The following is a 24637-nucleotide window of genomic DNA, read 5'->3' as shown; positions in this document are numbered from 1 at the left end:
ATCCCCTCCTTATAGTTCCTCAACTATAATGTTTTCATTTGTATACACACAAATCTCGCTTGCTATTTCTAATGAAGCTTTCGCAATTTCTCGAGCCGTTAAATGTTCACCAGAATATTTCTTTAATGCCCTACCAGCAGAAAGAGCATAATTCCCGCCCGATCCGATGGCTAATATGCCATCGTCTGGTTCTATGACTTCACCTGTACCAGAAATAAGAAGCAAATCTTTCTCATCCATAACAATTAGCATTGCCTCTAATTTACGTAGAACTTTGTCACTTCTCCATTCCTTCGCGAGTTCTACTGCAGCTCTTTGTAAATTCCCGTTAAATTCTTCAAGGCGACCTTCGAACATTTCAAATAGTGTAAAAGCATCTGCAACAGAACCAGCAAACCCCGCAATAACTCTACCCTGAAAAAGTTTCCGAACCTTTCTTGCTGTATGCTTCATCACAACAGCATTTCCAAAGGTTACCTGACCATCTCCTGCCATTGCTGATTTACCTTTATGTTTTACAGCGAATATTGTTGTTGCATGAAAATTCGACATTTTCTTTAAACAACCTCCTTATGCACGTGGATGTGAGGACATATAAATATTCCGCAGATGATCTTTTGTTACATGCGTATAGACTTGTGTAGATGAAAGGTTTTCATGACCAAGCAGTTCTTGTACAGACCTCATATCGGCGCCCTCGTTTAAAAGGTGTGTAGCAAATGTATGTCTTAATACGTGTGGACTAATATGTATGGTTGAAGAAGTTTTTTTTATCATATTATTTAAAATGAGCCGGACTCCCCTTGTTGTTAAAGGTCCACCACGAAAATTAAGGAATAAATGGTTTGTATGAGCCGATGCTTTTTCTAGCAATGTCTTGCGACCATTCGATATGTAAGTTGTAAGTGCTTGTTCTGCATAACTCCCAAAAGGAACATAACGTTGTTTATTCCCCTTGCCGTGAACAAACACGGTTCCTAACGAAAAATCTAAATCCCCTAGTGTAAGCTTGCAGCATTCACTCACACGTATCCCAGTCGCGTATAACAATTCCAACAAAGCCTGATCACGCTGCCCTAATTCCGTAGAAACATCCGAGACTCCAAACAGCTTCTCCAATTCTTCCTCATATAAGAAATGCGGGAGCTTTTGCTCTTTTTTAGGTAACGAAACCAATTTAAAAGGATTCTGAGAGATATGTTTTTCCCTTAGAAGAAAATTAAAAAAACTGCGTAGTGTTGATATTTTCTTCGCAACAGTACGTCTTGCATATTGTTCCTTATATAGCTCAGTAAGATACAAACGCACATCCGAATATGTTACATCTGTTAAATTCGAGATTGATTCTCGGTTAAGAAACTGAAAAAAATGTTCAATAGATTGTTCATAATGCACAATAGTATATTCTGAATAATTTTTCTCGATTTGTAAATATTCTTTGAATAACTGTAACGATTTGTTCACATTCTCCATTATTTTTCACCTCACAAGGGCTACTAAATATTATCACAATTTAGAACCCCTTGCAAATAAAAACTCTGATTTTTTTACAAAATTCTGAATTGCGTAAGAAATAGGCTTAATGCAGGTTTTTCTTAAACAAGTAAAATGGTGAGCCTTTGATATGGCTCACCAACCGCAATCTTATTTTTGAGGTTCTTCTTTGTAGTCACACTGGGCACATTGAACTTGTATACCTTTTTTGAGTTTCTTCTCAACCAACAAGCTTTCACATTTCGGACATTTCCGAGGTAGCGGCTTATCCCAAGAAAGAAAATCACATTCTGGATACTGGTCACAGCCGTAAAAGATTCTCTTCTTTTTGCTTTTTCGTTCCACAATATTTCCTTTTTCACATTTCGGACAAGGTACACCAATTTCCTTCACAATTGGCTTAGTATTACGACAATCAGGGAAATTTGAACACGCCATAAACTTCCCATAACGGCCCATTTTATAAACCATTGGATGACCGCAATTTTCACAATCAACACCTGCGGGTTCATCTTTAATTTCTACTTCCTTCATCTCTGCTTCTGCAATCTCTAATCTTTTCTCAAAGTCCTTATAGAATTCGTCAATAATCTTGATCCATTCCGTTCTTCCTTCTTCGACTTCATCAAGATCATGCTCCATTTTTGCAGTAAATTCTACATCCAAAATTTTAGGGAAAAACTCGAGCATTAATTCGTCTACAATTTCCCCTAATTCTGTAGGAATAAAACGCTTGTTATCAAGTGCAACATAACCCCGCTTCTGTATTGTATCAAGGGTCGGTGCATATGTGGAAGGTCTACCTATACCTAGTTCTTCCATCGTTTTAACTAGTCTTGCTTCCGTATATCTCGGAGGTGGTTGTGTAAAATGTTGTTTTGGGTCGATATCCTTTGAAAAAACGTGGTCTCCCTCTACTAAGTCAGGCAACATGTTTTCCTTCTCTTCCACATTGTCGTCATTTCCCTCCACATAGACCTTCATAAAACCAGGAAATTTAACTTTTGACCCTGTGGCTCTAAAAACTACTTCACCATTGCTTAAATCAACGCCCATCGTATCCATTATTGCTGAAGCCATTTGACTTGCAACGAATCGTTCCCAAATAAGTTTATATAAGCGTAATTGGTCCCTACCAAGGTATTGTTTCAAGCTACTTGGTTCTCTAAATACTGATGTGGGACGTATTCCTTCATGTGCATCTTGAGAATTTGCACCCTTTTTCTCTTTTCGTTTTGTTTCCGTTAGATATTGTTTTCCATATGTTTTTTCAATATATTCCGAGCTCTCCTGAATAGCTGTCTCAGAAATACGTGTTGAATCTGTACGCATATAAGTAATTAATCCAACTGTACCTTCTTTACCTAGATCAATTCCTTCATATAATTGTTGTGCCAACATCATCGTTTTCTTAGCACGAAAATTCAATTTACGAGCAGCTTCTTGTTGTAGAGAAGAAGTAATAAATGGCGGAGCCGGATGTCTTTTTCGTTCCTTTTTTGTTACTGAGGATACCGTAAATGAGTTCCCCTCAATTGTCGAAATGATATTTTTTACTTCCGCTTCATTAGATAACTCTACTTTCTTTCCATTGACACCGTAGAATTGGCCTTCAAATTGTTCTTTTCCTTTTATAAAGTCAGCTTTAATTGACCAATACTCTTCAGGCTCGAAACTTTGAATTTCTTTTTCACGATCAATGATTAATCTTACCGCAACAGATTGTACGCGACCAGCGCTTAATCCTTTTTTTACTTTCTTCCAAAGTAATGGACTAATATTATATCCTACTAATCTGTCAAGAACTCGTCTGGCTTGTTGAGCATCTACTAATGCCTGATTAATTGGACGAGGATGTTTAAAAGATTCTTTAATGGCATCCTTTGTTATTTCGTTAAATACTACACGACAATCCGAGTTGATATCTAGATTTAATGAGTGCGCCAAGTGCCAAGCAATCGCTTCCCCTTCGCGATCCGGGTCAGCCGCTAGATAAACTTTTTTTGCTTTTTTAGCCGCAGTTTTTAATTCCTTTAATACAGGGCCTTTTCCTCTAATTGTAATATATTTTACATCAAAATCATTTTTTGCATCTACACCCATTTGACTTCTTGGCAGATCTCTTACATGGCCCATCGAAGCCTTTACCTTATATTTTTTACCGAGGTATCTTTCAATCGTTTTCGCTTTTGCAGGTGATTCAACTATGACTAAATAGTCCGACATGTAACGCTTCCTCCTTAGAGGTAAAATAAATTCCCATTTATAATAAATCCTACCTATATATTTATAATCAAACGCGCTTTAACGTATTTGCGCATAGATTCACTGATGTAAAGTTAAATCCTTCATATTATTAAATATTCATGTGCAGTTTGTCAAACTGTTATGATAATTTTTATACAAATATTATGATTTATTTTTAGTACTAACATGAATTTCTGATAAAATATCCTCACTTGTGAGGACTAGTTTTGCTCCCGTTTGGATCAATTTATTCGTTCCTATGCAAGAAAGTTCTAAAATTGAACCCGGGATAGCAAACACCTCTCTGCCCTGGTTGAGTGCTTGATCGGCAGTTATTAAAGAACCACTTCTTTCCTTTGCTTCAACTACCAGAGTTCCCTGTGCTAAACCGCTTATAATTCGATTCCGCATCGGAAACTGCCATTTTTCTGGTCTTGTATTTGGTGGATATTCAGAAATTATTATATGATTTTGAGATATGGTCGTTGCTAAATGTTTATTTTCTTGAGGATAGATATGATAAAGTCCGCCAGCTATCACAGCTATTGTTTTCCCATTATGATAGATTGCCAATTGATGCGCAATCGTATCAATTCCTCTTGCCAGACCACTAACCATTACCCAACTTTGGTTGATTAAAGGTGCCAACACCTTTGTCATACTTTGTTTGCTCGTAGCTGATGGTGTACGAGAGCCTACAACACTCAATAATTTTTCGCTATTTAACAATGCGGTGTCTCCGGCCGTATATAATACCCATGGTGGATCATAAATTTCCTTTAAAAGACGAGGGTACTCTTGATCAAAGATGGTAATTATCCCCACATTATTATTCCTATATTGTTTTAGCATACTTTGGATTGGTATAGAATGCAAATCTTTTAAAAAAATATTCATTTGAGATTTAGACAAAGGAAGGATCCTTTCATAATAAGAAGAAGGGGTATTATAAATAGTAGAAAGTGTGGGGTCATTCTGTAATATTTGAAATATAGATTTCCAGCCTATACCTCGACAGTGGTGTAAATGTATTAACCTCTCGCGTAAATTGTTCATAAATTCTCCTTTTTTCACATCAGAAAAGAGACAGTTCTGAAGAAGTGAACTGCCTCAATACATGTATTTTATTAGTGAGTTTTACACTTTTCGTATAAACCTTGTTCTTTAAGAACGGAAATTAACGTCTCACCCATTACTGATGGTGTTTCAGCAACTTTAATTCCACATTCGTTCATTGTTTTAATCTTTTCGGCAGCTGTACCCTTACCACCAGAAATAATCGCACCAGCGTGGCCCATGCGCTTTCCAGGAGGTGCAGTCTGTCCACCGATGAATCCTACTACCGGCTTAGTCATATTTGCTTTAACCCACTCAGCAGCTTCCTCTTCAGCTGTTCCTCCGATTTCACCAATCATAATAACAGCATATGTTTCTTCATCTTCATTAAAAGCTTTTAATACATCGATGAAATTTGTTCCATTTACAGGGTCTCCACCAATACCTACAGCCGTTGTTTGACCAATTCCAGCTTGTGTTAATTGATGTACTGCTTCGTAAGTTAAAGTACCAGAACGTGATACTACACCAACATGTCCTTTTTTGTGGATATACCCTGGCATAATTCCAATTTTACATTCATCAGCAGTGATTACACCTGGACAGTTAGGACCCACTAAACGAGTCTTCTTCCCTTCCATATAGCGCTTCACCTTAACCATATCTAATACCGGAATATGCTCTGTAATACAAATTGCTAAATCTAATTCAGCATCAACTGCTTCCATAATTGCATCAGCAGCAAATGGTGCTGGTACATAAATTACTGAAGCTGTCGCACCTGTTTGATTGACTGCGTCTTTCACAGTATTGAATACAGGAACACCCTCTACTTCAGTTCCACCTTTTCCAGGAGAAGTACCACCAACAATTTTAGTACCATATTCTAGCATTTGCTTTGTATGGAATAATGCAGTAGCACCTGTTATCCCCTGAACAATTACTTTTGTATCTTTATTAACAAAAACACTCATGTTTGTCCCCTGCCTTTCTATCCTACTAGTGATACGATTTTTTGTGCACCGTCTGCCATTGATTCAGCAGCAGTAATATTTAGACCAGATTCTGATAAAATCTTCTTACCTAAATCTACGTTTGTTCCTTCAAGACGTACTACTAGAGGAATTTCCAAGCCTACTTCTTTTGTAGCAGCTATTACACCTTCTGCAATAACATCACACTTCATAATTCCGCCAAAGATATTTACAAAAATACCTTTTACACTTTCGTCAGATAGAATGATTTTGAAGGCTTCGGTAACCTTTTCTGCAGTTGCGCCGCCCCCAACGTCAAGGAAGTTCGCGGGTTCTCCGCCATAGTGCTTGATAATATCCATTGTGGACATCGCGAGACCTGCTCCGTTTACCATACATCCGATGTTACCATCTAGTGAAATATAGCTTAAATCATGTTTTGATGCTTCTATTTCTTTTGCATCTTCTTCGTCTAGGTCACGGTATTCTAATACGTCCTTTTGACGGTATAATGCGTTAGCATCAAAGTTTAATTTTGCATCAAGTGCCATAACCTTTCCGTCACCTGTTACGACTAAAGGATTAATTTCTGCAATTGAGCAATCCTTTTCAACGAATGCAGTATATAAAGCTGTCATGAACTTAACAGCTTGGTTTACTAATTCTTTTGGAATATTAATATTGAAAGCAATTCGACGTGCTTGGAATGGTAATAATCCAACTACCGGATCGATAACTTCTTTGAAAATCTTTTCAGGTGTTTTTTCAGCAACCTCTTCAATTTCTGTTCCACCTTCTTCAGATGCCATTAAAACAACACGAGAGGTCGCACGATCAAGTACTAGTCCAATATAGTACTCTTTTTTAATATCGCAGCCTTCTTCAATAAGAAGACGTTTAACTTCTTTTCCTTCTGGACCAGTTTGGTGTGTAACAAGCGTTTTACCTAGAATTTCATTTGCATATTCACGTACCTCATCTAGGTTTTTTGCTACTTTAACCCCACCAGCTTTACCACGACCCCCTGCGTGAATTTGTGCTTTAACTACACAAACTTGGGAGCCAAGCTCTTTAGCAGCTTCAACAGCTTCATCAACTGTGAACGCAACCTTACCATTTGGAACAGCTACCCCATATTGTCTGAGGATCTCTTTTCCTTGATACTCATGGATATTCATTTCCCATCCTCCATTCTTATGTAAAAAGCAAAGAATAATTTGTCAGTCCAAATGTTATTATACATTTTCTTTTTTAAACTTTCTATGACAATTAGAAGTATTCCGAAAAATCTTCTTTGCATAGAAAATTACATCATTTAATACCCGGGCTTCTCCCAGATAAGAATGACGCTAAATTGACAAAAATTAGACTGCGCTTTCATTTTATAACTGAAAAGTCTACTTGTCTACCGTTTCGCTTGAATTTGTTGTTTTTTATGTTAAAATCGACAAAAATACTATTCCAAGAAACTATTTTTTGGATACACCTATGGTTTTGTCCATGTTGTAAACAAAAGCAAAGATTTCCGCAATGACCTGATATAATTCCTCAGGTATCCCTTCATTTAGACTAAGTTCTTCCAACAACTCTACTAAAGCAGAGTCCTCTTGTATAGGGATATTATTTTCCTGAGCTTTCTTTATTATATTCTGCGCAATCAACCCTTTACCTTTTGCAACTACCTTAGGCTCAGCATCCATTTTATCTTCATATGACAAAGCAACAGCTTTAATCTCTTCCTTCTGAATCAGCTTTTTCATATTTTACAATCCACTCTTTCTTGAAGATTAGCTAAGCTTTTTTCAACCTTTTCGTCACCGGCAGACACTCCTACATTCCCTATTTTTACAGAGGAAAGCTGATAACCTATCGATTCTAGATTCTTTTGAAGGGAGGACCTTAGTTCACCAACTAAAGACTCAATTCCCTGTGCGTGACTAAAAATTGTTAGTGAGATAATCCGATTTTGAACCTTTACATCTATGACCACTTCATCTAAATTTTTGAGTACAAGAGAAAAAAGCAGACGGCAAAAATCAGGATCAAGCTTATCATTTTTTTTCCTTCCAGACATACGTAAATAGATATTTTCATATTCTTTGGTTTGAATCGTAATTTGTTGTTGAAGAAATTGGCTAGATTCACTTGTAGTTAGTTCTACAGTGTCCGTCTTTTGTAGTGAGCCATGTTGGAGACTATTTTCAGTCGTATCATTCTTAATAGCTTGCATTAGGTTTAGGATCTTTGGAGTAGGATTTTGTGGCTTTTGTTCTCCTGAATTTACATTTGATAAAGAGTGAAGCTGTTGAATGGCTCCACTCTTAATTAGTGTTTGGATTACATTGATTGGTAGCATCATTTATACTCTATTAACTCTCGAACCGGAGCAAACGAACGACGGTGTTCATTTGTTATCCCATATTTTTTTAACGCTTCAAGATGATATGCAGTACCATAGCCCATATGTTTTTCAAATCCATACTGTGGATAATCATTACTTAATCTTACCATTAAACGATCCCTTGTCACCTTAGCAATAATTGAGCTTGCTGCGATTGAGACACTTTTTGAGTCCCCTTTTATAATTGAAGTTTGAGGAATTTCGATTGGCAGTTCTAGTGCGTCTATTAGAAGATGGTCAGGTTTTTCAGACAAACTCAAAAGTGCTTTCTTCATCGCCTGTTTAGTTGCTTGTAAAATATTTACATCATCTATTACATTAGCCGGTATAATTCCAATTCCAATCGAAATAGCACAATCAGTTATCTGTTTAAATAATTCTTCCCTTTTTTGTTCAGTTATTTTCTTTGAATCATTTATACCTGGTAAATAGGCGTCTTGTGGTAAAATAACTGCTGCAGCTACAACTGGACCTGCCAACGGACCACGACCTACTTCATCTACACCTGCAATAAGCTTATATCCCTTTTTATATAGCGCTTGTTCATACTGGGTCATATCCTTATATTGTTGCTCCAATGCCTTTTCCTCAGCCTTATTCTTTTTCCAACGCTGGACTAGAGCCTGAACACCTTTTCGGGTATCTTGTTCGCAATCTTTAAGAAACTCATCTTTTTCGTCTTGTATTGAAGTTAATTTCTTTTCAATCTCTTTTATCGTTAATTCTGCCATTTCTTCACCTTCAATTAATAAATCTCTATGTAATTAATATCGTCATTTGTAAAAAAAAATGAAGGCTCGCATTGTGCGAACCTTTTATGGTTGTTCGAATGTGAGCCTGCCTAGTTTTTCAGTTCGAATTTCTCGGATTATTAATTCTGCAGTCTTATCGTAGTCTATTAAACCACCGGACATCATACTACCCCGGCGTTTAGCAATTTCATCAAATAAACTTACAATGTCCTCCGGTATTTCCTCTAGATTAAAGCGATCCTTTAAGGCTTCCGGATAGTTTTCCTCTAAAAATCGAAGAGCATATACTGCAATATCTTGTAAGTTTAAAATAGTATCTTTAATTGCACCTGTAGTAGCTAATTTAAGGCCTACTTCTTGGTCTTCGAATTTTGGCCATAGGATCCCTGGTGTATCAAGAAGTTCCAATTCCTTTCCAACCTTAATCCACTGTTGAGACTTCGTGATCCCAGGTCGATCACCAGTTTGAGCGATATTTTTCTTAGCTAAGCGATTAATTAAAGTTGATTTTCCAACATTCGGGATACCAACAATTAAAGAACGAATCGCACGTGGTCGTATCCCCTTCGCAGCCATTTTGTCAAACTTATCTTTGAGGATTAGCTTTGATTCACTTACGATTTGCTTCATCCCATTGCCTGCTTGTGAGTTAATAGCTAGGGCATGTACACCATTTTCTTTGTAATACTCCAGCCATTCTTTTGTAATTTTTGGGTCGGCCATGTCTGCTTTATTTAACAGTAGAAGCCTTGGCTTATTTTTGATAATTTCATCTATCATTGGGTTTCGTGATGATGCCGGAATTCTAGCATCAACAAGTTCGAATACGATATCAATTAATGAGAGTTTTTCGGTAACTTGTCTTCTTGCTTTAGCCATGTGGCCAGGAAACCATTGAATTGTCATATTACTTCACCAACTTATTTGGTTAATTTTTGTATACATTCTGTTCGATGCCTATTTAACGATGCCAAAGTCGGAAAGTGGCCAGTAGATTAAACTTGTTTCTCCCAGGACTTCACCAATAGGTACAGGACCAATATGGCGTGAGTCCTTGCTATAACGACGATTGTCTCCCATGACAAACAAATGCCCTTCTGGTACTTCTTCTAAAATAAATGGGTCTGTTAAAGGACCGTCAATTAAATTCTTCTTATATTCATCAAGATATGGTTCTTGGTATGGTTCTCCATTAATGAAGAGGATATCGTCTTTGTATTCAATTCGATCACCTGGTAATCCAATAATACGCTTAATATAGTCCTTTTCAACTGTAGCGTGAAAGACAACTATATCAAAGCGTTCAGGTTCACCGACCTTATAACCAATCTTATTGACTATCATACGGTCTTGGTGATGAAGAGTTGGCATCATTGATAGCCCGTCTACTACAATCGGTGCAAAGAAAAAATAACGTATAACTGCTGCTAAAATAACAGCAACTGCTAACGCCTTAATCCACTCCCAAAGTTCATTTTTTTGTTTGGCCATCATTGCTCCTCCACCTGTTCTTTTCTCTCTATATAGAATAGCTTTTTTTCACCATTAATTATGTATTATTTCTTCTATATTCTTCTATTATAAAGATTACTTCCGCAAATGTAAAAGGAGCTTGTTATTTTTATACAAGCTCCTTTCTGCTTTATTATCGAATTTCTTTAATACGTGCTTTTTTACCACGAAGTTCGCGTAGGTAGTATAATTTCGCACGGCGGACTTTACCACGGCGTACTACTTCAAGCTTCGCAATTTTTGGTGTATGCACAGGGAATGTACGTTCAACACCAACTCCGTAAGATACCTTACGAACGGTGAATGTTTCACTAATTCCTCCACCACGACGCTTAATCACAACACCTTCGTATACCTGAATACGTTCACGAGTACCCTCGATAACTTTCACGTGTACACGTACTGTATCTCCAGGACGGAATTCAGGAAGGTCAGTTCTTAATTGTTCTTTTGTGATTTCTTCAATAATGTTTTGCATCGTCATTTCAACTCCTTCCAACAGATGCTCTTACCAATATTCATTCATTGCAGCGGAACATCTTAATAAGACCACGGACAAATTGCCCAAGTCACAAAGAGTATATTACCATAATACCGTTACCGTTGCAATAGTTACTCTTTATCTATTTTAAATTCATTTAACCATTTTTCTTGTTTTGATGAAAGTTGATAGGTTTCGAGTAAATCTGGCCTTCTTTTATAGGTTCGGTGAAGCGATTCTTTTTCTCTCCACTCTTCAATATTCTTATGATTTCCCGATAATAAAACATCTGGAACTGTCATCCCTCGAAAATTTGCAGGTCTTGTATAATGGGGATGTTCCAATAATCCTGTGCTATGGGAATCGAGAACAGGCGAGTCTTCGTTTCCCAAAACTCCAGGTAAAAGTCGAACAACACTATCCGAGATGACCATTGCTCCAAGCTCTCCACCGGTTAGAACAAAATCACCGATTGATATTTCTTCAGTATTCAAGTGTTCGCGGATTCTTTCATCATACCCTTCATAGTGGCCACAAATAAATATCAGATGATCTTCTTTTGCCAATTCCTCAGCTTTTTTCTGAGTAAATCTTTTACCCTGGGGACAAAGTAGAATTACTTTAGGCTTTGTTTCAGTTTGATTAGTGAGATCCTCAACTGCGTCAATAATCGGCTGAGGCATTAACACCATCCCTGCGCCACCACCATAAGGATAATCATCAACTTTTTGATGCTTGTTATCAGCGTATTCACGAAAGTTTACCACTCTAAACGAAACTTTTTCTTTTTCCTGAGCCTTTTTTAAGATTGATTCACCAAGTACACCTGAGAACATATTTGGAAAAAGGGTTAAAATATCAATTTTCATTTTTAGATTAATCCTTCCATAAGTTGAATCGTAATTCGTTTTTCCTGGATATTAATTTCCTTGACGATATCGTCAATAAACGGAATTAATACTTCTTTATTCTTCTCTCCCTTTACGACCCATACATCATTTGCACCTGGTGTTAAAATCTCCTTTATTATTCCTATCTCATTACCTTCCTCTGTTACGACCGTACAGCCAACAATTTCATGAAAATAATATTCCCCTTCTTCTAATTCTCCTAGCTGACTCTCATGTACTTTCACTAATGAGCCTTTAAATGGTTCCACATCGTTTACGTTATCATAGCCTTCAAATGTGACTAAATCGAAATTTTTATGTATACGGTGCGACTGTACTGTAACTTCAATTGGTTCTGTATCAGGTAAAAAAATATGCAGTGTGTTTCCAATCTTATATCGCTCTTCAGGGAAATCCGTTCTTGAAATAATCCGAACCTCACCTCTTATCCCATGAGTATTCACAATCTTTCCGACGTTATACCACTTGTCCATTTATCTCACCTCTAACGAATTTCTTCGACTCTTCCTTCTTTGATTACAATAGTTCGTGCAGTTGTTACTTCGTTCCAGTTGTCACCTACGTTAATTTCTAGTAATGCTTGAACTTCCTTCTCTTTAATTTCACTACCTAGTGGTAGCATATGTATTTGCTCAATTTGAAAATCAAGTTGTTTGATTTTTTCCTGCCTAGTCTCAATCTCGTTTGTAAAATATAGATTTATTTTAGAAGGTTCAAACTTATTAAGTTTTTCCATCTTTTTAAGTTCGAATGTAAGCTGCCCGCATTCTTTTAGGAGTTGATTTTTGTTGGTTTGCAATGAATCGATGAGTTTTGTTTTGCTGTTTTCTGTTAAGATTTGTTTCACTTCAACGTTTTGGATAATTTTCACACGCACACAACCCTTACGTTTTTACAGAAAAAAGGGGAGGTTTCCCTCGCCCTTTTTTCTGTATTGCTATTCGTTAATTTCTAGATGAATTCGTTTATCATGTCCTGTCCCTGCTGCGTAGACAACAGTTCTAATCGCCTTAATAACACGACCTTGTTTCCCGATAACCTTACCCATATCTTCCTTATTCACACTAAGTAAATAGGTGATGTTACGATTATCAGAAGTCTCAGTTACTTCAACTTCTTCAGGGTGATCAACAAGCGGCTGTACGATTGTTTTAATTAACTCTTTCATCTGTAGGTTACCCATTACTTACCGTTTTTTGCGTTATGGAATTTCTCCATAATTCCTTGTTTTGAAAACAAGTTACGAACTGTATCAGATGGTTTTGCACCATTTTGTAACCATTTTAATGCTAATTCTTCATCAATTTTAACCTCTGCAGGTTGAACAACTGGATTATAAGTTCCAACTGTTTCAATTTGACGTCCATCACGTGGTGAACGAGAATCAGCTACAACAATACGATAGAAAGGAGATTTTTTTGCTCCCATGCGTTTTAAACGAATTTTTACTGCCATTTTATATAGCACCTCCGAAAATATTTCAACAAGATATAATATTAACTGTTATATACTTGTTTGTAAAGTGTTTTTTCTTTACATCAGTTAAATGGTTATTATTACTACGTTTCCTTAAAGAAAATTCATGCCTTTTCTTACATAAAAGGAAATTTAAATCCTTTTTTCTTACCTTTTGACATGTTCGACATTTGCTTCATCATTTTCTTCATGTCTTCAAATTGCTTCAAGAGACGGTTTACTTCTTGGACAGTTCGACCGCTACCTTTTGCAATCCGTTTTTTGCGACTTGAATTGATGATTTCAGGTTGTTCTCTTTCAACTTTGGTCATGGATTTTATTATTGCTTCGACATGACCAATTTGTTTATCATCAACCTGAACATTCTTAAGGCCTTTCATTTTATTAGCACCCGGTAGCATACCAAGAATCTCATCAAGCGGACCCATCTTACGTACCTGAGCTAATTGCTCGAGAAAATCATCAAATGTAAAGGACATTGTCTTGAACTTCTTTTCCAGCTCTTTTGCTTTGTCCTCATCAACTGATGCTTGTGCTTTCTCAATTAGAGAAAGTACATCACCCATCCCTAGTATACGGGAAGCCATCCGTTCCGGATGAAATGCTTCAATCGCATCTAACTTTTCACCAAGACCTACAAATTTAATTGGAGTATTTGTAACTGCCTTGACTGATAATGCAGCACCACCTCGGGTGTCACCGTCAAGCTTTGTTAAAACAACGCCAGTTAAACCAAGTAAATCATTGAAGCTTTGTGCCACATTAACTGCATCCTGTCCTGTCATTGCGTCAACAACAAGAAAGATTTCATCAGGTTTTGTGACTTCCTTAACTTGCTTAAGCTCGTCCATCAGCTCTTCGTCGATGTGCAAACGACCAGCTGTATCAATTAAGACATAATCATGATGGTCTTCCTTAGCCTTTTCGATGGCTTGTTTTGCAATCTCAACAGGACTAACCTGATCCCCAAGAGAAAAAACAGGCATATTAAGCTGTTTTCCCAAAGTCTGCAATTGGTCAATCGCTGCTGGACGATAAATATCAGCCGCCACAAGAAGTGGTTTACGATTATGTTTTTTTCGTAATAGATTTGCAAGCTTACCAGTAGTTGTTGTTTTACCAGCACCTTGTAAACCAACCATCATGATAACCGTTGGTGGTCTTTTGGCAACTGCAAGTTTACTTTGCTCACCACCCATAAGTGTGGTAAGTTCATCCTGAACGACTTTAATAACTTGTTGTCCAGGTGTTAAGCTTTTCATTACTTCCTGTCCGACAGCTCTTTCACTAACACGCTTTACAAAGTCCTTAACAACTTTGAAATTAACATCAGCCTCGAGCAATGCAAGACGAACTTCGCGCATCATTTCTTTTACATCGGATTCAGATACTTTTCCTTTACCACGAATTTTCTGCAGTGTACCTTGCAGTCGTTCGGATAACCCTTCAAATGCCATTTCTCACCGCCCCCTATTCTAATTTCTCAAGCAACTGTATCACATTTTGAAGCCTAGTGCTATTCTCATATTCTTGAGAAAGCTGTTTTAGCTCAGTGATCAGTTCTCTTCGCTCTTGAAACTTTTGAAATAGTAACAGTTTTTCTTCATACTCTTCAAGCATGGTCTCTGTACGCTTGATATTGTCATAGACAGCTTGACGACTAATCTTATACTCCTCTGCTATTTCACCAAGGGAAAAGTCATCTAAGTAATATAAAGACATATAATTTCTTTGCTTTGGTGTTAACAACGATTGATAGAAATCATAGAGATAGTTCATTCTCGTTGTTTTTTCAAGCATAGTATCTCCCCCTTGTTAAGTGAAATACCTTTACAAGTTATTAGTTTAACTAATCGCTACTAGCTTGTCAAGTCAATTTACTTTACTTAAAAAGAGCCCGTTACGCAGGCTCTTTTTGGATTGGTTTATTCTTCTGTTTTTTCGACGATGTCTGCAAATAAGCCGTAAACATAGTTTTGTGCATCAAATTCTTGCAGGTCATCAACTTTTTCTCCGAGTCCTACTAGTTTTACAGGAATGTTCAACTCATTTCGGATTGCAAGGACGATACCACCTTTAGCTGTTCCATCTAATTTCGTTAAAACAATTCCCGTTACATCTGTGGCCGCAGAAAATGTTTTCGCTTGTGTTAAGGCATTTTGTCCAGTAGTTGCATCTAAAACTAGTAGGACCTCATGAGGTGCACCTGGTAATTCACGTTCAATCACTCGTTTTACTTTTTCAAGCTCTTTCATTAGGTTCACTTTGTTTTGAAGGCGGCCCGCAGTATCACAAATTAATACATCAACATTTCGAGACTTCGCTGCCTGTACCGCATCATACATTACAGCTGCAGGGTCCGATCCCTCTGATTGTTTGATTGTCTCTACACCAACACGATCTCCCCACACTTCAAGTTGTTGAATCGCACCAGCACGGAAAGTATCTCCCGCAGCTAATAAGACAGACTTCCCTTCACTCTTAAGACGGTTTGCGATTTTTCCAATGGATGTTGTTTTCCCAACACCGTTTACACCCACTACTAAAATGACTGTAAGTCCATCCTCTTGAATATTAAGCTTTGGAGATTTTTCATCGCCCCCTTGGTAAATTTCAACAAGCTTTTCAGATATAACACTTTGAACTTCTCTTGTGTCCTGAATGTTTCTCTTTTTAACTTCCATCTTAAGTTCGTCAATGAGTTCCATCACTGTAGAAACACCGACATCGGCAGCAATTAAAATTTCTTCAAGTTCTTCAAAAAAGTCCTCATCTACTTTCCGGTAACGTGCTACTAAATCATTCACTCGTTCCGAAAAAGAATTACGGGTTTTTGATAAACCATCTTTAAATTTTTCTGTAACTGCATCGGCCTGATTTGTAATTTTATCTTTTAATTTCTTAAAAAAACTCATGTTAATCCCCTTTCAATCTAATTCTGCGTTACCAATTCTTTTGTATCTTCTAGACGTACGGACACTAGTTTTGAAACCCCTGACTCTTGCATAGTCACTCCATACAATACATCCGCCTCTTCCATAGTACCCTTACGATGGGTAATCACAATAAATTGTGTTTCATGGCTATAATTTTTTAAATATTGGGCGAAACGAAACACATTAGCTTCATCGAGTGCTGCTTCCACCTCGTCAAGTACACAGAATGGAACCGGGCGTACTTTAAGGATTGAGAATAGTAATGCAATTGCTGTTAATGCACGTTCACCACCAGATAGAAGCCCTAGATTTTGGAGTTTTTTGCCCGGAGGCTGGGCAACAATCTCAACCCCTGTATTTAGTAGATCATTTGGATCAGTAAGACGAAGGTCTGCTCGTCCACCACCAAAGAGTGCTTGAAAAACCGATTCGAAATGGGAACGAATACTTGTAAAAGTAGTTTCAAAACGCTTTTTCATTTCGTCATCCATTTCATCAATTACCTGAAATAACGTATCCTTTGCTTCTTGTAGGTCATTTTGTTGTTCACTTAAGAATGTAAATCTTTCTGAAACCCTATCATACTCATCAATCGCTCCGAGGTTTACTGTACCTAGTTCCTCGATTGCAAGTTTTATTAATTTTACTCTCTTTCTTGCTTCGGAAACTTCAATTTGAAGCGGATATTGTTCCTTTGCAGCCTCATAAGTTAACATATATTCCTCGCGAAGATGTGTTAGACAATTTTCAAGTTCTACATCCAAACGATTCACCTTAACTTCTTCGTCCTGGAGAATGTCAACAAGTTGTTTATACTGACGTCTGGATTCTTTCAAATCTCTTTCAAGGTCTTCTAGTGTCATTTGTAGCTGGAGGCGATACTCTCGTTTGTTGCTAATCATTTGGACTGTTTCATTTTTGTCATGCAGCTTCTTCTTCGATGCCTCTTCAAGTTCTAATTCTCCAGAATTACTACTAGTCATTTCACTATCGAGAAGGGCTAAATCCTCTTTCAAATCTGTGAGTCTAGCAAAGCCATCATTATACTCTTCTTCTAATCGGTTCATTTTCTCCTGTTGGTGTTCGAGTGCTTGTTTTTTCCTAGCTAAAATTACTTTTTGATCGGTAATTTCTGCTTGGACCGTTTCACGAGAAGTCTGTTGTACTGACTTTTGTGAATTGAGCTGAGTGATGGTTGTATCTAGAGTTTGGAGCTCATTCTCAAGCACAGTTAGCTCCTGTTGCAATTCATTTAACCTAGCTGTCATTTTATCTTCATCTACCAAGTATTGGTTCTTCTCATCATCATAAAGCTCTAGATGCTCATTCACATTTCGCTCTTTCAATACAACTTCCCGATATTCACCTTTAACAGTTTGTTCTTTTAGTCGTAAAGTTTCTCCCAACTGTCGCAGATTCTCCAACAACTCTTCCTGCTCGGATATCTGTTTTTTCTTGCTCTTCACATTCTTTTCAAGTTCAGCGGTTTTTGTTTCCATTTCAGCAAACTTCACAGTTATTGCCTCAAGCTCCCTACCACGGCTAAGTAGTGAATTTGATTTCTGCTTAACTGCACCACCAGTCATTGAACCTCCCGGATTGACGACATCACCATCAAGTGTAACAATTCGATACCTATGACCTATGAGTGATGCCAGTTCATTTGCACCCTTTAAATCTGTTGTAATCAGAATAGTTCCTAATAAGTTCGAGATTATCGAACTGTACTTACTTTCAAAGGTTATCAATTCTGAGGCTAATCCGATGAATGATTGATGTCCTTTAATGGCGACTAGTTGGGTTGCACTTATTGAACGTTCTTTAATGACGTTCATTGGTAAAAATGTTGCTCGTCCATAAGAGTGTTTCTTTAGATATTGAATGGCAGCTCTTGCATTTTTTTCATTGTCCACAACGATGTGTTGTGTGGCTGCACCAAGAGCAATTTCAATCGCAGTCTCATATTCCTTAGGAACATGAATAAGTTCAGCAATAGCACCTTCAATACCTTCAAGTTGGTCATTTCTAGCTTTTAGAACCTCTTTTACTCCCTGAAAGAACCCGGAATAATCATCCTGCATCTCTTCAAGCATTTCTTTTCTTGACTTTGTCTGTTGAAGGTATTGATATGCTTGATAGAGCATGCTTTCTTGCTTCTGATAATTTTTCTTACTATTTTCAAGTTTTGTTTGTAACTCTCTAAAAGATCCAATTTGGTTATTTATCTCTTGTTCAATAACAGAAAGCTTTGTCTGGAGACGTACTTTTTCATTAAGAATCTCCTTGCGCTCCGTTAAATACTTTTGGTTTGATTCATCCAGACGATTTATCTTCGACTTTTGCTGTGATATCTGTTCCTTGATATAAGTATTTTCATTTCGGTAAGATGCCTGCTTATTAAGCAAATCAAAATAATCGCTTTTTAGTTGTTCAATTTTTTCTTCAATGTTTTGGTCATACGAAGCTAGCAAAGTTTGCTTTTCTTTTAACTGTAATTCAAGTTCTTTAACTTCCTCAACTAACTTTGATAATTCTAATTGTTCTATTTGCTTAGTATTCGTTACGATTTCCAGCTTTTGTGATAATTCAAGAATAGAATTTTCAAGCTGACTTTTATTTTGTGTTGAATTTTTTTTCCGTTCCTTTAAAACTTCTTTTCTACCTTCTAACTTTTCAAGCTCTTCACTAGTTCTCAATAAATGATGTTGTAGTTCGTGTATCGACGCATCTGTAGATTCAATACCTGTTCGAAGTTCTTCAATTTTTGCTTCTTTACGTTGAAGTTGTGTATTTAAAGCAAGTTCCTGTTCCTTATGCTCTTCAACAAGTTTTGAAAATTTCTCCCATTCTTCGTGAAGATCTTCAATTTCAAACACCGTTAAGCCAACTTCAATTTTCTCAAGCTCTTCTTTTTTTGCAAGATAGTCCTTTGCAATCGATGATTGTATCTGCAATGGTTCTATTTGAGATTCAAGTTCGTGAATAATATCATTAACTCGGTTTAAGTTTTCCTGTGTTTCTGCAAGTTTATACTCTGCTTTTTTCTTACGAGTTTTATACTTTAACACTCCTGCAGCTTCTTCAAAGATACTTCTTCGTTCTTCGGCTTTGCTGCTAAGAATCTCTTCCACTTTCCCTTGGCTTATTATCGAAAATGCTTCTCGACCAAGTCCTGAATCCATAAATAAATCAACAATATCCTTTAATCGGCATGATTGTTTATTTATATAAAATTCACTTTCACCTGAACGATATACACGTCTTGTTACACTTACTTCATGATAATCGATAGGTAAAAAATGATCCTCATTATCTAAAGTTAAGGTTACTTCAGCCACATTTAATGCTTTACGGCTGTCACTTCCTGCGAAAATGATGTCTTCCATTTTCGTTCCACGCAAAGATTTTGCGGACTGTTCCCCAAGAACCCATCGGATTCCATCAGTAATATTACTTTTCCCACTACCGTTCGGGCCAACGACAGCCGTTACACCTGGTACAAAATCTACCGCTATTCTTTCAGCAAACGATTTAAATCCTACTATATCTAAACGTTTGAGGAACATAAACTTCCCCCTCAATTGTAATTAAGTCTTACATATTTTATCACAAACTAGTTTCGTTCGGGATTACTTTTTATACCATAACTAAAAAGTCAAAAATAGAACCCCACGGATTCGTGGGGCTTCTGTTTATTGTTGTTTATTCTTAAGCTTTTGTAAAGCTATTTCTGCAGCATGTTGCTCTGCTTCTTTTTTAGATCTTCCTGAACCAGTACCTAGCTCCTCACCATTTAGAGAAACCCTTGAAACGAATTCTCGACTATGAGCTGGTCCTTTTTCTTGTAAGACCTTATACTCAATAATCCCAGTTCCGTCTCGCTGAACTAGTTCTTGCAGTTGACTTTTATAATCCATCACATGAGAAAAAGCACCCGCATTAATTTTTGGAATAACTGTTTTATCTAAGAACTGATTCACAACCTCTAAACCTTTATCAAGATACAAAGCCCCAATAAAAGCTTCAAATACATCTGCAAGTAAAGCTGGACGTGATCTACCACCGGTCATTTCTTCACCTTTTCCTAGTAAAACAAATTCTCCAAATTTTAGTTCGTTAGCAAATGTTACCAAAGATGGTTCGCACACAATTGCTGCACGCATCTTTGTTAGTTCACCTTCACTCATAATTGGAAACTTTTTAAATAAAAACTTGGAAATGGTAAGTTCTAAAACAGCATCCCCTAAAAATTCGAGCCGTTCATTGTCTTCGTGCGGCTTTTTTCGATGCTCATTCACATAAGATGAATGTGTAAATGCTTGAATAAGAAGACTCTCATCATGAAACTCAATGCCAAGTCGCTCCTGAAACGTCTTAAATTTTAAAACGACCCTACTGCTTCTATCTTTATTTATCCGCTTCACCTTACGTTAACCTCCAATTAGAAAAGCGCAGGCGCAATAAGAGTGGATTGTCTACGTCCTGTGACGAATGTAGACGTCAGCACATCTTTGTCCTGTAAAAGCCCGACAAGCTAATGTTCTTTGTCAAAAAAAGTCGCTCTTCTCTTTGACTTTTCTTGACAAAGGTTATTAGACCTGATGAGAGCTAGACGACTGCGCTAAAACCTTGAGAAAGCCCCGTTAAATAACGGGACTTTTCTTTAAGAATTATTATAGCTGGCTTTTTATGTAATTTACAGCGTCACCAACTGTAGAAATCTTTTCAGCCTCATCATCTGAAATTTCCATATCAAACTCATCTTCTAGTTCCATAACTAGTTCAACAACGTCTAATGAATCCGCTCCTAGGTCATCTTTAAAAGAAGCTTCTAAAGTTACTGCTGATTCTTCAACACCTAAGCGGTCAACAACGATTTTTGTAATTCTCTCAAAAACATCTGCCATTTCCATTCACCTCCCCTCAAAGTATTATATTTGGTTTTACTAGGAAAGCGCAAGGTCCTATAGTAGAAAAGGTTGTAGTTTTCATTTCGTTACTAATGACAGAAACCAATAAGTTTCTAGTTACATCACCATTCCACCATCAATATGTAATGTTTGACCAGTCATATAAGTACTGTTATCCGAGGCTAAGAATAATACAGCTCCTGAGATATCTGTTGTATCACCAAATCTTGCAAGAGGAATTAACTTAAGCATTTCATTTTTAACATCGTCAGGCAATTTATCAGTCATATCAGTAGTAATAAACCCTGGAGCTACAGCATTCACGTTGATATTGCGGCTTGCTAACTCCTTCGCTGCAGTTTTTGTTAGGCCGATAACACCGGCTTTTGCGGCAACATAGTTAGCTTGTCCTGGATTTCCACTAACACCCACAATTGAAGCAATGTTAATAATTTTCCCAGAGCGCTGCTTCATCATTTGTCTTGTTACAGCCTTTGTACAAAGGAATACTCCTTTTAGGTTTATATTAATAACATCGTCCCACTCTTCTTCTTTCATCCTCATCAATAAATTATCTCGGGTGATTCCGGCATTATTTACGAGTATATCAAGGCTACCAAAAGTAGAAATAACTTCCTTTACCATGTTTGTCACTGATTCAGAATCAGATACATTTGCCTGAATAGCAACCGCTTCTTGTCCTAATGCTTTAATTTCATCTACAACTTCGTTTGCTTTTTGTTCACTACCAGAATAATTCACTGCAACCTTTGCACCAGCTTTTGCTAATTCAAGTGCAATCGTGCGCCCGATTCCACGAGATGCACCAGTAACCAATGCCACTTTGCCATTTAACATATTAATTGCCCTCCTTTAACGCATTGATTGTTGCTTGAAGAGTTTCTGTATCGCTAATTGCATATGTTGCAACTCTTCGATTTACTTTTTTAATTAATCCTGAAAGGACTTTACCAGGACCAATTTCAATAAAGGTATCTACGCCTTGGTCAAGCATGAACTGAATTGAATTTTCCCATAGAACAGGAGAATATAATTGTTTGACTAAATTTTCTTTTATTTGATCAGAACCAGTCATAGACTTTGCATTTACATTTGCTACTACAGGTATGGATGCGTCATTAATGTCAATCTGATCTAATACCGAACGTAACTTTTCAGCAGCAGGCTCCATTAAGATAGAATGAAATGGTCCACTAACTTCAAGAGGAATTGCACGCTTGGCCCCCTTCTCCTTAGCGAGTTCACAAGCCTGTTTTACCCCTTCAGCTGCACCTGAAATAACAATCTGACCTGGACAATTAATATTTGCTAATTGAACAGGGTGTCCGGAACCGGAAATCTCTTCAGTAACTGCTTGTAAATCTTCACTGCTCATCCCGAGGATGGCTGCCATCGTTCCTTGACCTGCTGGAACCGCCTCTTCCATGAATTCACCACGTTTTCGAACCGTACGTACCGCATCCTCGAAACGCAGTGCACCAGCCGCAACTAATGCTGTGTATTCACCCAGACTATGCCCCGCGACGAACTGAGGTGTAAGATTTGCCTCCTTGAATTTTTCAAGAATTGCTATACTTGTTGTTAATAGTGATGGCTGTGCGTTCACAGTGAGTGTTAGTGTTTCCTGAGGACCGTTAAAAATCAGTGAAGAAAGTTCTTCACCCAAAGCATTGTCAGCTTTAGTAAAGATTTGCTGAACAACTTCAGAAGTGTCTGCTAATTCCTTTCCCATTCCTACAATTTGAGAACCTTGTCCTGGAAAAACGAATGCCAATTTACCCAATCTATATTCCCCCTATTCATTTACTTTTGGATGTATATCCTCTAATGTTTTATGTATTGTTCCTGCAACATCTTTTTCAACCATATCGTATGTTTGACGTATTGCACTAAATATACCATTTGCATCCGAAGAACCGTGTGCTTTAATAACGGGCGCTTTTAAGCCAAACAATCCCGCTCCACCATATTCAGAGTAATCCATCGTCTTTTTCAATATCTTTAATTGTGGCATCAGTAGTCCGGCCGCAAGTTTGCTTTTTAGATTACTAGTAAATGCTGTTTTAAGCATCTTAAACATTGAAAGTGCCGTACCTTCAACTGTCTTTAGAGCAACGTTTCCTGTAAAACCATCTGTCACTACAACATCTGCAACTCCGTCTAGTAAATCTCTTGCTTCAACGTTTCCGACAAAGTTAAGTTTGGATGATTTCAATAAATCAAATGCTTGTTTTGTAAGCTCATTACCCTTTTTATCTTCCGTTCCAACATTTAATAGACCCACCCTTGGATTCTTGACTCCTCGAACTTTGTCAGAGTAGATGGATCCCATTATTGCATATTGAAGTAGGTGTTCGGGTTTTGCATCAACATTTGCACCAACATCTAACATAAGAAAGCCCTGTTTATTTAAAGTGGGCAATGTAGGTGCTAGAGCCGGGCGGTCAATCCCTTCAATTCTCCCTACGATAAAAAGCCCAGCCGTCATTAGTGCCCCAGTATTTCCAGCAGAAATACATGCATCTGCACGACCTTCACTAACTTCCTTGGCCATTAGTACCATGGATGCATTCTTTTTTCTACGAACCGCTCTAACGGGCTCATCTGTGCCTTCAATTACTTCTGTTGTATGTATAATGGATACTCTTTCTTCCGAAGTTATGTATTGACGAATTTTATCTTCATCACCAACCAGTGTAACTTCTAAATCAGTATAGTGCTGCAGTGCAGTCATTGTTCCCTTAACAATTTCTTCAGGTGCATGGTCTCCACCCATTGCATCGATTGCTATTTTCATTTTGTATCAGTCCTTCTGTTTGCTGTTAAATAGTATTATTACACTTTTATCAAACGTTAACCTATTCTGAATCAAGCTTAACTTGTTTATTTGAACGAAACATCGTAAATTCACCCGAAAAAACAGGCTCATTTCCAACATAGCTATTTACATCTACAATTGTTCTTCCTTTATCTGGGACGCCCTTCACTTTTGCTTTTGCAACGACCCTTTCCCCTAATTTAACCTGCCTCGTAAAGCGTATGTTTGCTTTTGCAGTAAGGGCCAGTTCATCATTAATCACAGCAACAGCTAGCGAGTTTGCTTGAGCAAAGAGATGATGTCCACGGGCAATATGATTTCGTTTAAAAACATGCTCATCGGTGACTTCAAAGATTGAAATCGCACTCTGATCAAGTTCAATATCAATAATTTCACCAATTACCTCATCAATTGGTAATGATTTCACTTCATTTTCTAGTTTTTTTTCAGCAACATTTTTGATTCGTTCACGAAGTTCAGGAATAGATAGTTCTAGTCTATCCAATCGAATTGTTTGAACACTTACCATAAATTTTTCTGCTAAATCTTCATCAGTTATAAATGGATTAACTTGAATGGTTTCCTGAAGCAGTTGTTGCCGTTCTTTTTTATTTCTTCTCATTAAAAATACACCGTCCGCACTCTTAA

27 protein-coding genes are annotated in these 24637 nt (G+C 37.4%); all 27 read right to left on the bottom strand.

All coding sequences use genetic code 11. The features are described from left to right. Positions 1-9: 9 nt before the first annotated feature. The 27 genes from hslV to fapR all read right to left on the bottom strand — a co-directional run bounded on the left by hslV (position 10) and on the right by fapR (position 24611). The gene (gene hslV / locus CZ490_RS04730; protein WP_077617807.1) at positions 10-552 is read right to left on the bottom strand and encodes an ATP-dependent protease subunit HslV; all 543 of its coding nucleotides are present in this window, start codon (positions 550-552) and stop codon (positions 10-12) included. Positions 553-570: 18 nt separating this feature from the next. Then, entirely contained in the window at positions 571-1473 is a 903-nt protein-coding gene (gene xerC / locus CZ490_RS04725; protein WP_077617806.1) for a tyrosine recombinase XerC, read from the bottom strand. A gap of 171 nt (positions 1474-1644) precedes the next feature. Continuing rightward, positions 1645-3720, bottom strand: coding sequence for a type I DNA topoisomerase (topA, locus tag CZ490_RS04720; RefSeq protein ID WP_077617805.1), 2076 nt, complete (start codon positions 3718-3720; stop codon positions 1645-1647). 183 nt (positions 3721-3903) lie between these two features. Next, positions 3904-4797, bottom strand: a complete 894-nt coding sequence (gene dprA / locus CZ490_RS04715; RefSeq protein WP_077617804.1) for a DNA-processing protein DprA — start codon at positions 4795-4797, stop codon at positions 3904-3906. A gap of 71 nt (positions 4798-4868) precedes the next feature. Beyond that, positions 4869-5771: a succinate--CoA ligase subunit alpha gene (gene sucD, locus CZ490_RS04710; RefSeq protein ID WP_077617803.1), complete on the bottom strand. Its 903-nt coding sequence runs from the start codon at positions 5769-5771 to the stop codon at positions 4869-4871. A 17-nt stretch (positions 5772-5788) separates the two neighbouring features. Beyond that, positions 5789-6949 carry an ADP-forming succinate--CoA ligase subunit beta gene (gene sucC, locus CZ490_RS04705; protein WP_077617802.1) on the bottom strand — a complete coding sequence of 387 codons (1161 nt, stop codon included), beginning with the start codon at positions 6947-6949 and terminating at the stop codon, positions 5789-5791. A 291-nt stretch (positions 6950-7240) separates the two neighbouring features. After that, entirely contained in the window at positions 7241-7531 is a 291-nt protein-coding gene (locus CZ490_RS04700; protein WP_077617801.1) for an EscU/YscU/HrcU family type III secretion system export apparatus switch protein, read from the bottom strand. Then, complete coding sequence (locus CZ490_RS04695) at positions 7528-8130, bottom strand: hypothetical protein (protein WP_142255335.1); 603 nt, start codon at positions 8128-8130, stop codon at positions 7528-7530. Before CZ490_RS04695 ends, CZ490_RS04700 begins: the two co-directional genes overlap by 4 nt. Next, a complete protein-coding gene (locus tag CZ490_RS04690) occupies positions 8127-8903 on the bottom strand; it encodes a ribonuclease HII (protein ID WP_077617799.1) in 777 nt (258 codons plus the stop codon). Before CZ490_RS04690 ends, CZ490_RS04695 begins: the two co-directional genes overlap by 4 nt. Before the next feature lie 84 nt (positions 8904-8987). Then, positions 8988-9830: a ribosome biogenesis GTPase YlqF gene (gene ylqF / locus CZ490_RS04685; RefSeq protein WP_077617798.1), complete on the bottom strand. Its 843-nt coding sequence runs from the start codon at positions 9828-9830 to the stop codon at positions 8988-8990. 51 nt (positions 9831-9881) lie between these two features. Beyond that, a complete protein-coding gene (gene lepB, locus CZ490_RS04680; protein WP_077617797.1) occupies positions 9882-10415 on the bottom strand; it encodes a signal peptidase I in 534 nt (177 codons plus the stop codon). 154 nt (positions 10416-10569) lie between these two features. After that, on the bottom strand, positions 10570-10914 hold the full coding sequence (rplS, locus tag CZ490_RS04675; protein ID WP_077617796.1) for a 50S ribosomal protein L19: 345 nt from the start codon (positions 10912-10914) through the stop codon (positions 10570-10572). Positions 10915-11048: 134 nt separating this feature from the next. Then, positions 11049-11786, bottom strand: coding sequence for a tRNA (guanosine(37)-N1)-methyltransferase TrmD (gene trmD, locus CZ490_RS04670; RefSeq protein ID WP_077617795.1), 738 nt, complete (start codon positions 11784-11786; stop codon positions 11049-11051). Positions 11787-11788: 2 nt separating this feature from the next. Next, a complete protein-coding gene (gene rimM, locus CZ490_RS04665) occupies positions 11789-12301 on the bottom strand; it encodes a ribosome maturation factor RimM (RefSeq protein WP_077617794.1) in 513 nt (170 codons plus the stop codon). A gap of 11 nt (positions 12302-12312) precedes the next feature. After that, positions 12313-12699 carry a YlqD family protein gene (locus CZ490_RS04660; RefSeq protein ID WP_077617793.1) on the bottom strand — a complete coding sequence of 129 codons (387 nt, stop codon included), beginning with the start codon at positions 12697-12699 and terminating at the stop codon, positions 12313-12315. A gap of 66 nt (positions 12700-12765) precedes the next feature. Beyond that, positions 12766-12996, bottom strand: coding sequence for a KH domain-containing protein (locus CZ490_RS04655; RefSeq protein ID WP_077620944.1), 231 nt, complete (start codon positions 12994-12996; stop codon positions 12766-12768). A 14-nt stretch (positions 12997-13010) separates the two neighbouring features. Next, positions 13011-13283 carry a 30S ribosomal protein S16 gene (gene rpsP, locus CZ490_RS04650; RefSeq protein ID WP_077617792.1) on the bottom strand — a complete coding sequence of 91 codons (273 nt, stop codon included), beginning with the start codon at positions 13281-13283 and terminating at the stop codon, positions 13011-13013. Positions 13284-13420: 137 nt separating this feature from the next. Continuing rightward, positions 13421-14761, bottom strand: coding sequence for a signal recognition particle protein (gene ffh, locus CZ490_RS04645; RefSeq protein WP_077617791.1), 1341 nt, complete (start codon positions 14759-14761; stop codon positions 13421-13423). Positions 14762-14774: 13 nt separating this feature from the next. After that, positions 14775-15104: a putative DNA-binding protein gene (locus CZ490_RS04640; protein WP_077617790.1), complete on the bottom strand. Its 330-nt coding sequence runs from the start codon at positions 15102-15104 to the stop codon at positions 14775-14777. 125 nt (positions 15105-15229) lie between these two features. Then, entirely contained in the window at positions 15230-16219 is a 990-nt protein-coding gene (ftsY, locus tag CZ490_RS04635; RefSeq protein ID WP_077617789.1) for a signal recognition particle-docking protein FtsY, read from the bottom strand. Positions 16220-16236: 17 nt separating this feature from the next. Then, complete coding sequence (smc, locus tag CZ490_RS04630; RefSeq protein ID WP_077617788.1) at positions 16237-19806, bottom strand: chromosome segregation protein SMC; 3570 nt, start codon at positions 19804-19806, stop codon at positions 16237-16239. A 126-nt stretch (positions 19807-19932) separates the two neighbouring features. Continuing rightward, positions 19933-20664: a ribonuclease III gene (rnc, locus tag CZ490_RS04625; protein WP_077617787.1), complete on the bottom strand. Its 732-nt coding sequence runs from the start codon at positions 20662-20664 to the stop codon at positions 19933-19935. 249 nt (positions 20665-20913) lie between these two features. Then, on the bottom strand, positions 20914-21147 hold the full coding sequence (locus CZ490_RS04620) for an acyl carrier protein (protein ID WP_010282514.1): 234 nt from the start codon (positions 21145-21147) through the stop codon (positions 20914-20916). A 120-nt stretch (positions 21148-21267) separates the two neighbouring features. Continuing rightward, the gene (gene fabG, locus CZ490_RS04615; RefSeq protein ID WP_077617786.1) at positions 21268-22008 is read right to left on the bottom strand and encodes a 3-oxoacyl-[acyl-carrier-protein] reductase; all 741 of its coding nucleotides are present in this window, start codon (positions 22006-22008) and stop codon (positions 21268-21270) included. Position 22009: 1 nt separating this feature from the next. Then, on the bottom strand, positions 22010-22954 hold the full coding sequence (gene fabD, locus CZ490_RS04610) for an ACP S-malonyltransferase (protein ID WP_077617785.1): 945 nt from the start codon (positions 22952-22954) through the stop codon (positions 22010-22012). Positions 22955-22966: 12 nt separating this feature from the next. Then, on the bottom strand, positions 22967-23968 hold the full coding sequence (gene plsX, locus CZ490_RS04605; RefSeq protein WP_077617784.1) for a phosphate acyltransferase PlsX: 1002 nt from the start codon (positions 23966-23968) through the stop codon (positions 22967-22969). Between the two features lie 61 nt (positions 23969-24029). Continuing rightward, positions 24030-24611, bottom strand: a complete 582-nt coding sequence (fapR, locus tag CZ490_RS04600) for a transcription factor FapR (protein WP_077617783.1) — start codon at positions 24609-24611, stop codon at positions 24030-24032. Between the last annotated feature and the right edge of the window lie 26 nt (positions 24612-24637).

The sequence above is a fragment of the Litchfieldia sinesaloumensis genome, from assembly GCF_900156865.1.
In the GTDB taxonomy this organism is placed as follows: domain Bacteria; phylum Bacillota; class Bacilli; order Bacillales; family Bacillaceae_L; genus Ferdinandcohnia; species Ferdinandcohnia sinesaloumensis.
Note: the sequence above shows the minus strand (reverse complement) of the source record. Positions and strands in the feature narration are given on the sequence as shown.

What these genes read in the sequence shown, in the direction of transcription:
- CZ490_RS04655 (WP_077620944.1), bottom strand. Translation starts at nt 12,996, where the DNA reads ATGAAAGAGTTAATTAAAACAATCGTACAGCCGCTTGTTGATCACCCT.
- sucC (WP_077617802.1), bottom strand. Translation starts at nt 6,949, where the DNA reads ATGAATATCCATGAGTATCAAGGAAAAGAGATCCTCAGACAATATGGG.
- rimM (WP_077617794.1), bottom strand. Translation starts at nt 12,301, where the DNA reads ATGGACAAGTGGTATAACGTCGGAAAGATTGTGAATACTCATGGGATA.
- xerC (WP_077617806.1), bottom strand. Translation starts at nt 1,473, where the DNA reads ATGGAGAATGTGAACAAATCGTTACAGTTATTCAAAGAATATTTACAA.
- fabG (WP_077617786.1), bottom strand. Translation starts at nt 22,008, where the DNA reads ATGTTAAATGGCAAAGTGGCATTGGTTACTGGTGCATCTCGTGGAATC.
- CZ490_RS04690 (WP_077617799.1), bottom strand. Translation starts at nt 8,903, where the DNA reads ATGGCAGAATTAACGATAAAAGAGATTGAAAAGAAATTAACTTCAATA.
- CZ490_RS04700 (WP_077617801.1), bottom strand. Translation starts at nt 7,531, where the DNA reads ATGAAAAAGCTGATTCAGAAGGAAGAGATTAAAGCTGTTGCTTTGTCA.
- CZ490_RS04695 (WP_142255335.1), bottom strand. Translation starts at nt 8,130, where the DNA reads ATGATGCTACCAATCAATGTAATCCAAACACTAATTAAGAGTGGAGCC.
- lepB (WP_077617797.1), bottom strand. Translation starts at nt 10,415, where the DNA reads ATGGCCAAACAAAAAAATGAACTTTGGGAGTGGATTAAGGCGTTAGCA.
- CZ490_RS04640 (WP_077617790.1), bottom strand. Translation starts at nt 15,104, where the DNA reads ATGCTTGAAAAAACAACGAGAATGAACTATCTCTATGATTTCTATCAA.
- hslV (WP_077617807.1), bottom strand. Translation starts at nt 552, where the DNA reads ATGTCGAATTTTCATGCAACAACAATATTCGCTGTAAAACATAAAGGT.
- fapR (WP_077617783.1), bottom strand. Translation starts at nt 24,611, where the DNA reads ATGAGAAGAAATAAAAAAGAACGGCAACAACTGCTTCAGGAAACCATT.
- ffh (WP_077617791.1), bottom strand. Translation starts at nt 14,761, where the DNA reads ATGGCATTTGAAGGGTTATCCGAACGACTGCAAGGTACACTGCAGAAA.
- rpsP (WP_077617792.1), bottom strand. Translation starts at nt 13,283, where the DNA reads ATGGCAGTAAAAATTCGTTTAAAACGCATGGGAGCAAAAAAATCTCCT.
- CZ490_RS04620 (WP_010282514.1), bottom strand. Translation starts at nt 21,147, where the DNA reads ATGGCAGATGTTTTTGAGAGAATTACAAAAATCGTTGTTGACCGCTTA.
- plsX (WP_077617784.1), bottom strand. Translation starts at nt 23,968, where the DNA reads ATGAAAATAGCAATCGATGCAATGGGTGGAGACCATGCACCTGAAGAA.
- dprA (WP_077617804.1), bottom strand. Translation starts at nt 4,797, where the DNA reads ATGAACAATTTACGCGAGAGGTTAATACATTTACACCACTGTCGAGGT.
- sucD (WP_077617803.1), bottom strand. Translation starts at nt 5,771, where the DNA reads ATGAGTGTTTTTGTTAATAAAGATACAAAAGTAATTGTTCAGGGGATA.
- ftsY (WP_077617789.1), bottom strand. Translation starts at nt 16,219, where the DNA reads ATGAGTTTTTTTAAGAAATTAAAAGATAAAATTACAAATCAGGCCGAT.
- rplS (WP_077617796.1), bottom strand. Translation starts at nt 10,914, where the DNA reads ATGCAAAACATTATTGAAGAAATCACAAAAGAACAATTAAGAACTGAC.
- topA (WP_077617805.1), bottom strand. Translation starts at nt 3,720, where the DNA reads ATGTCGGACTATTTAGTCATAGTTGAATCACCTGCAAAAGCGAAAACG.
- smc (WP_077617788.1), bottom strand. Translation starts at nt 19,806, where the DNA reads ATGTTCCTCAAACGTTTAGATATAGTAGGATTTAAATCGTTTGCTGAA.
- ylqF (WP_077617798.1), bottom strand. Translation starts at nt 9,830, where the DNA reads ATGACAATTCAATGGTTTCCTGGCCACATGGCTAAAGCAAGAAGACAA.
- trmD (WP_077617795.1), bottom strand. Translation starts at nt 11,786, where the DNA reads ATGAAAATTGATATTTTAACCCTTTTTCCAAATATGTTCTCAGGTGTA.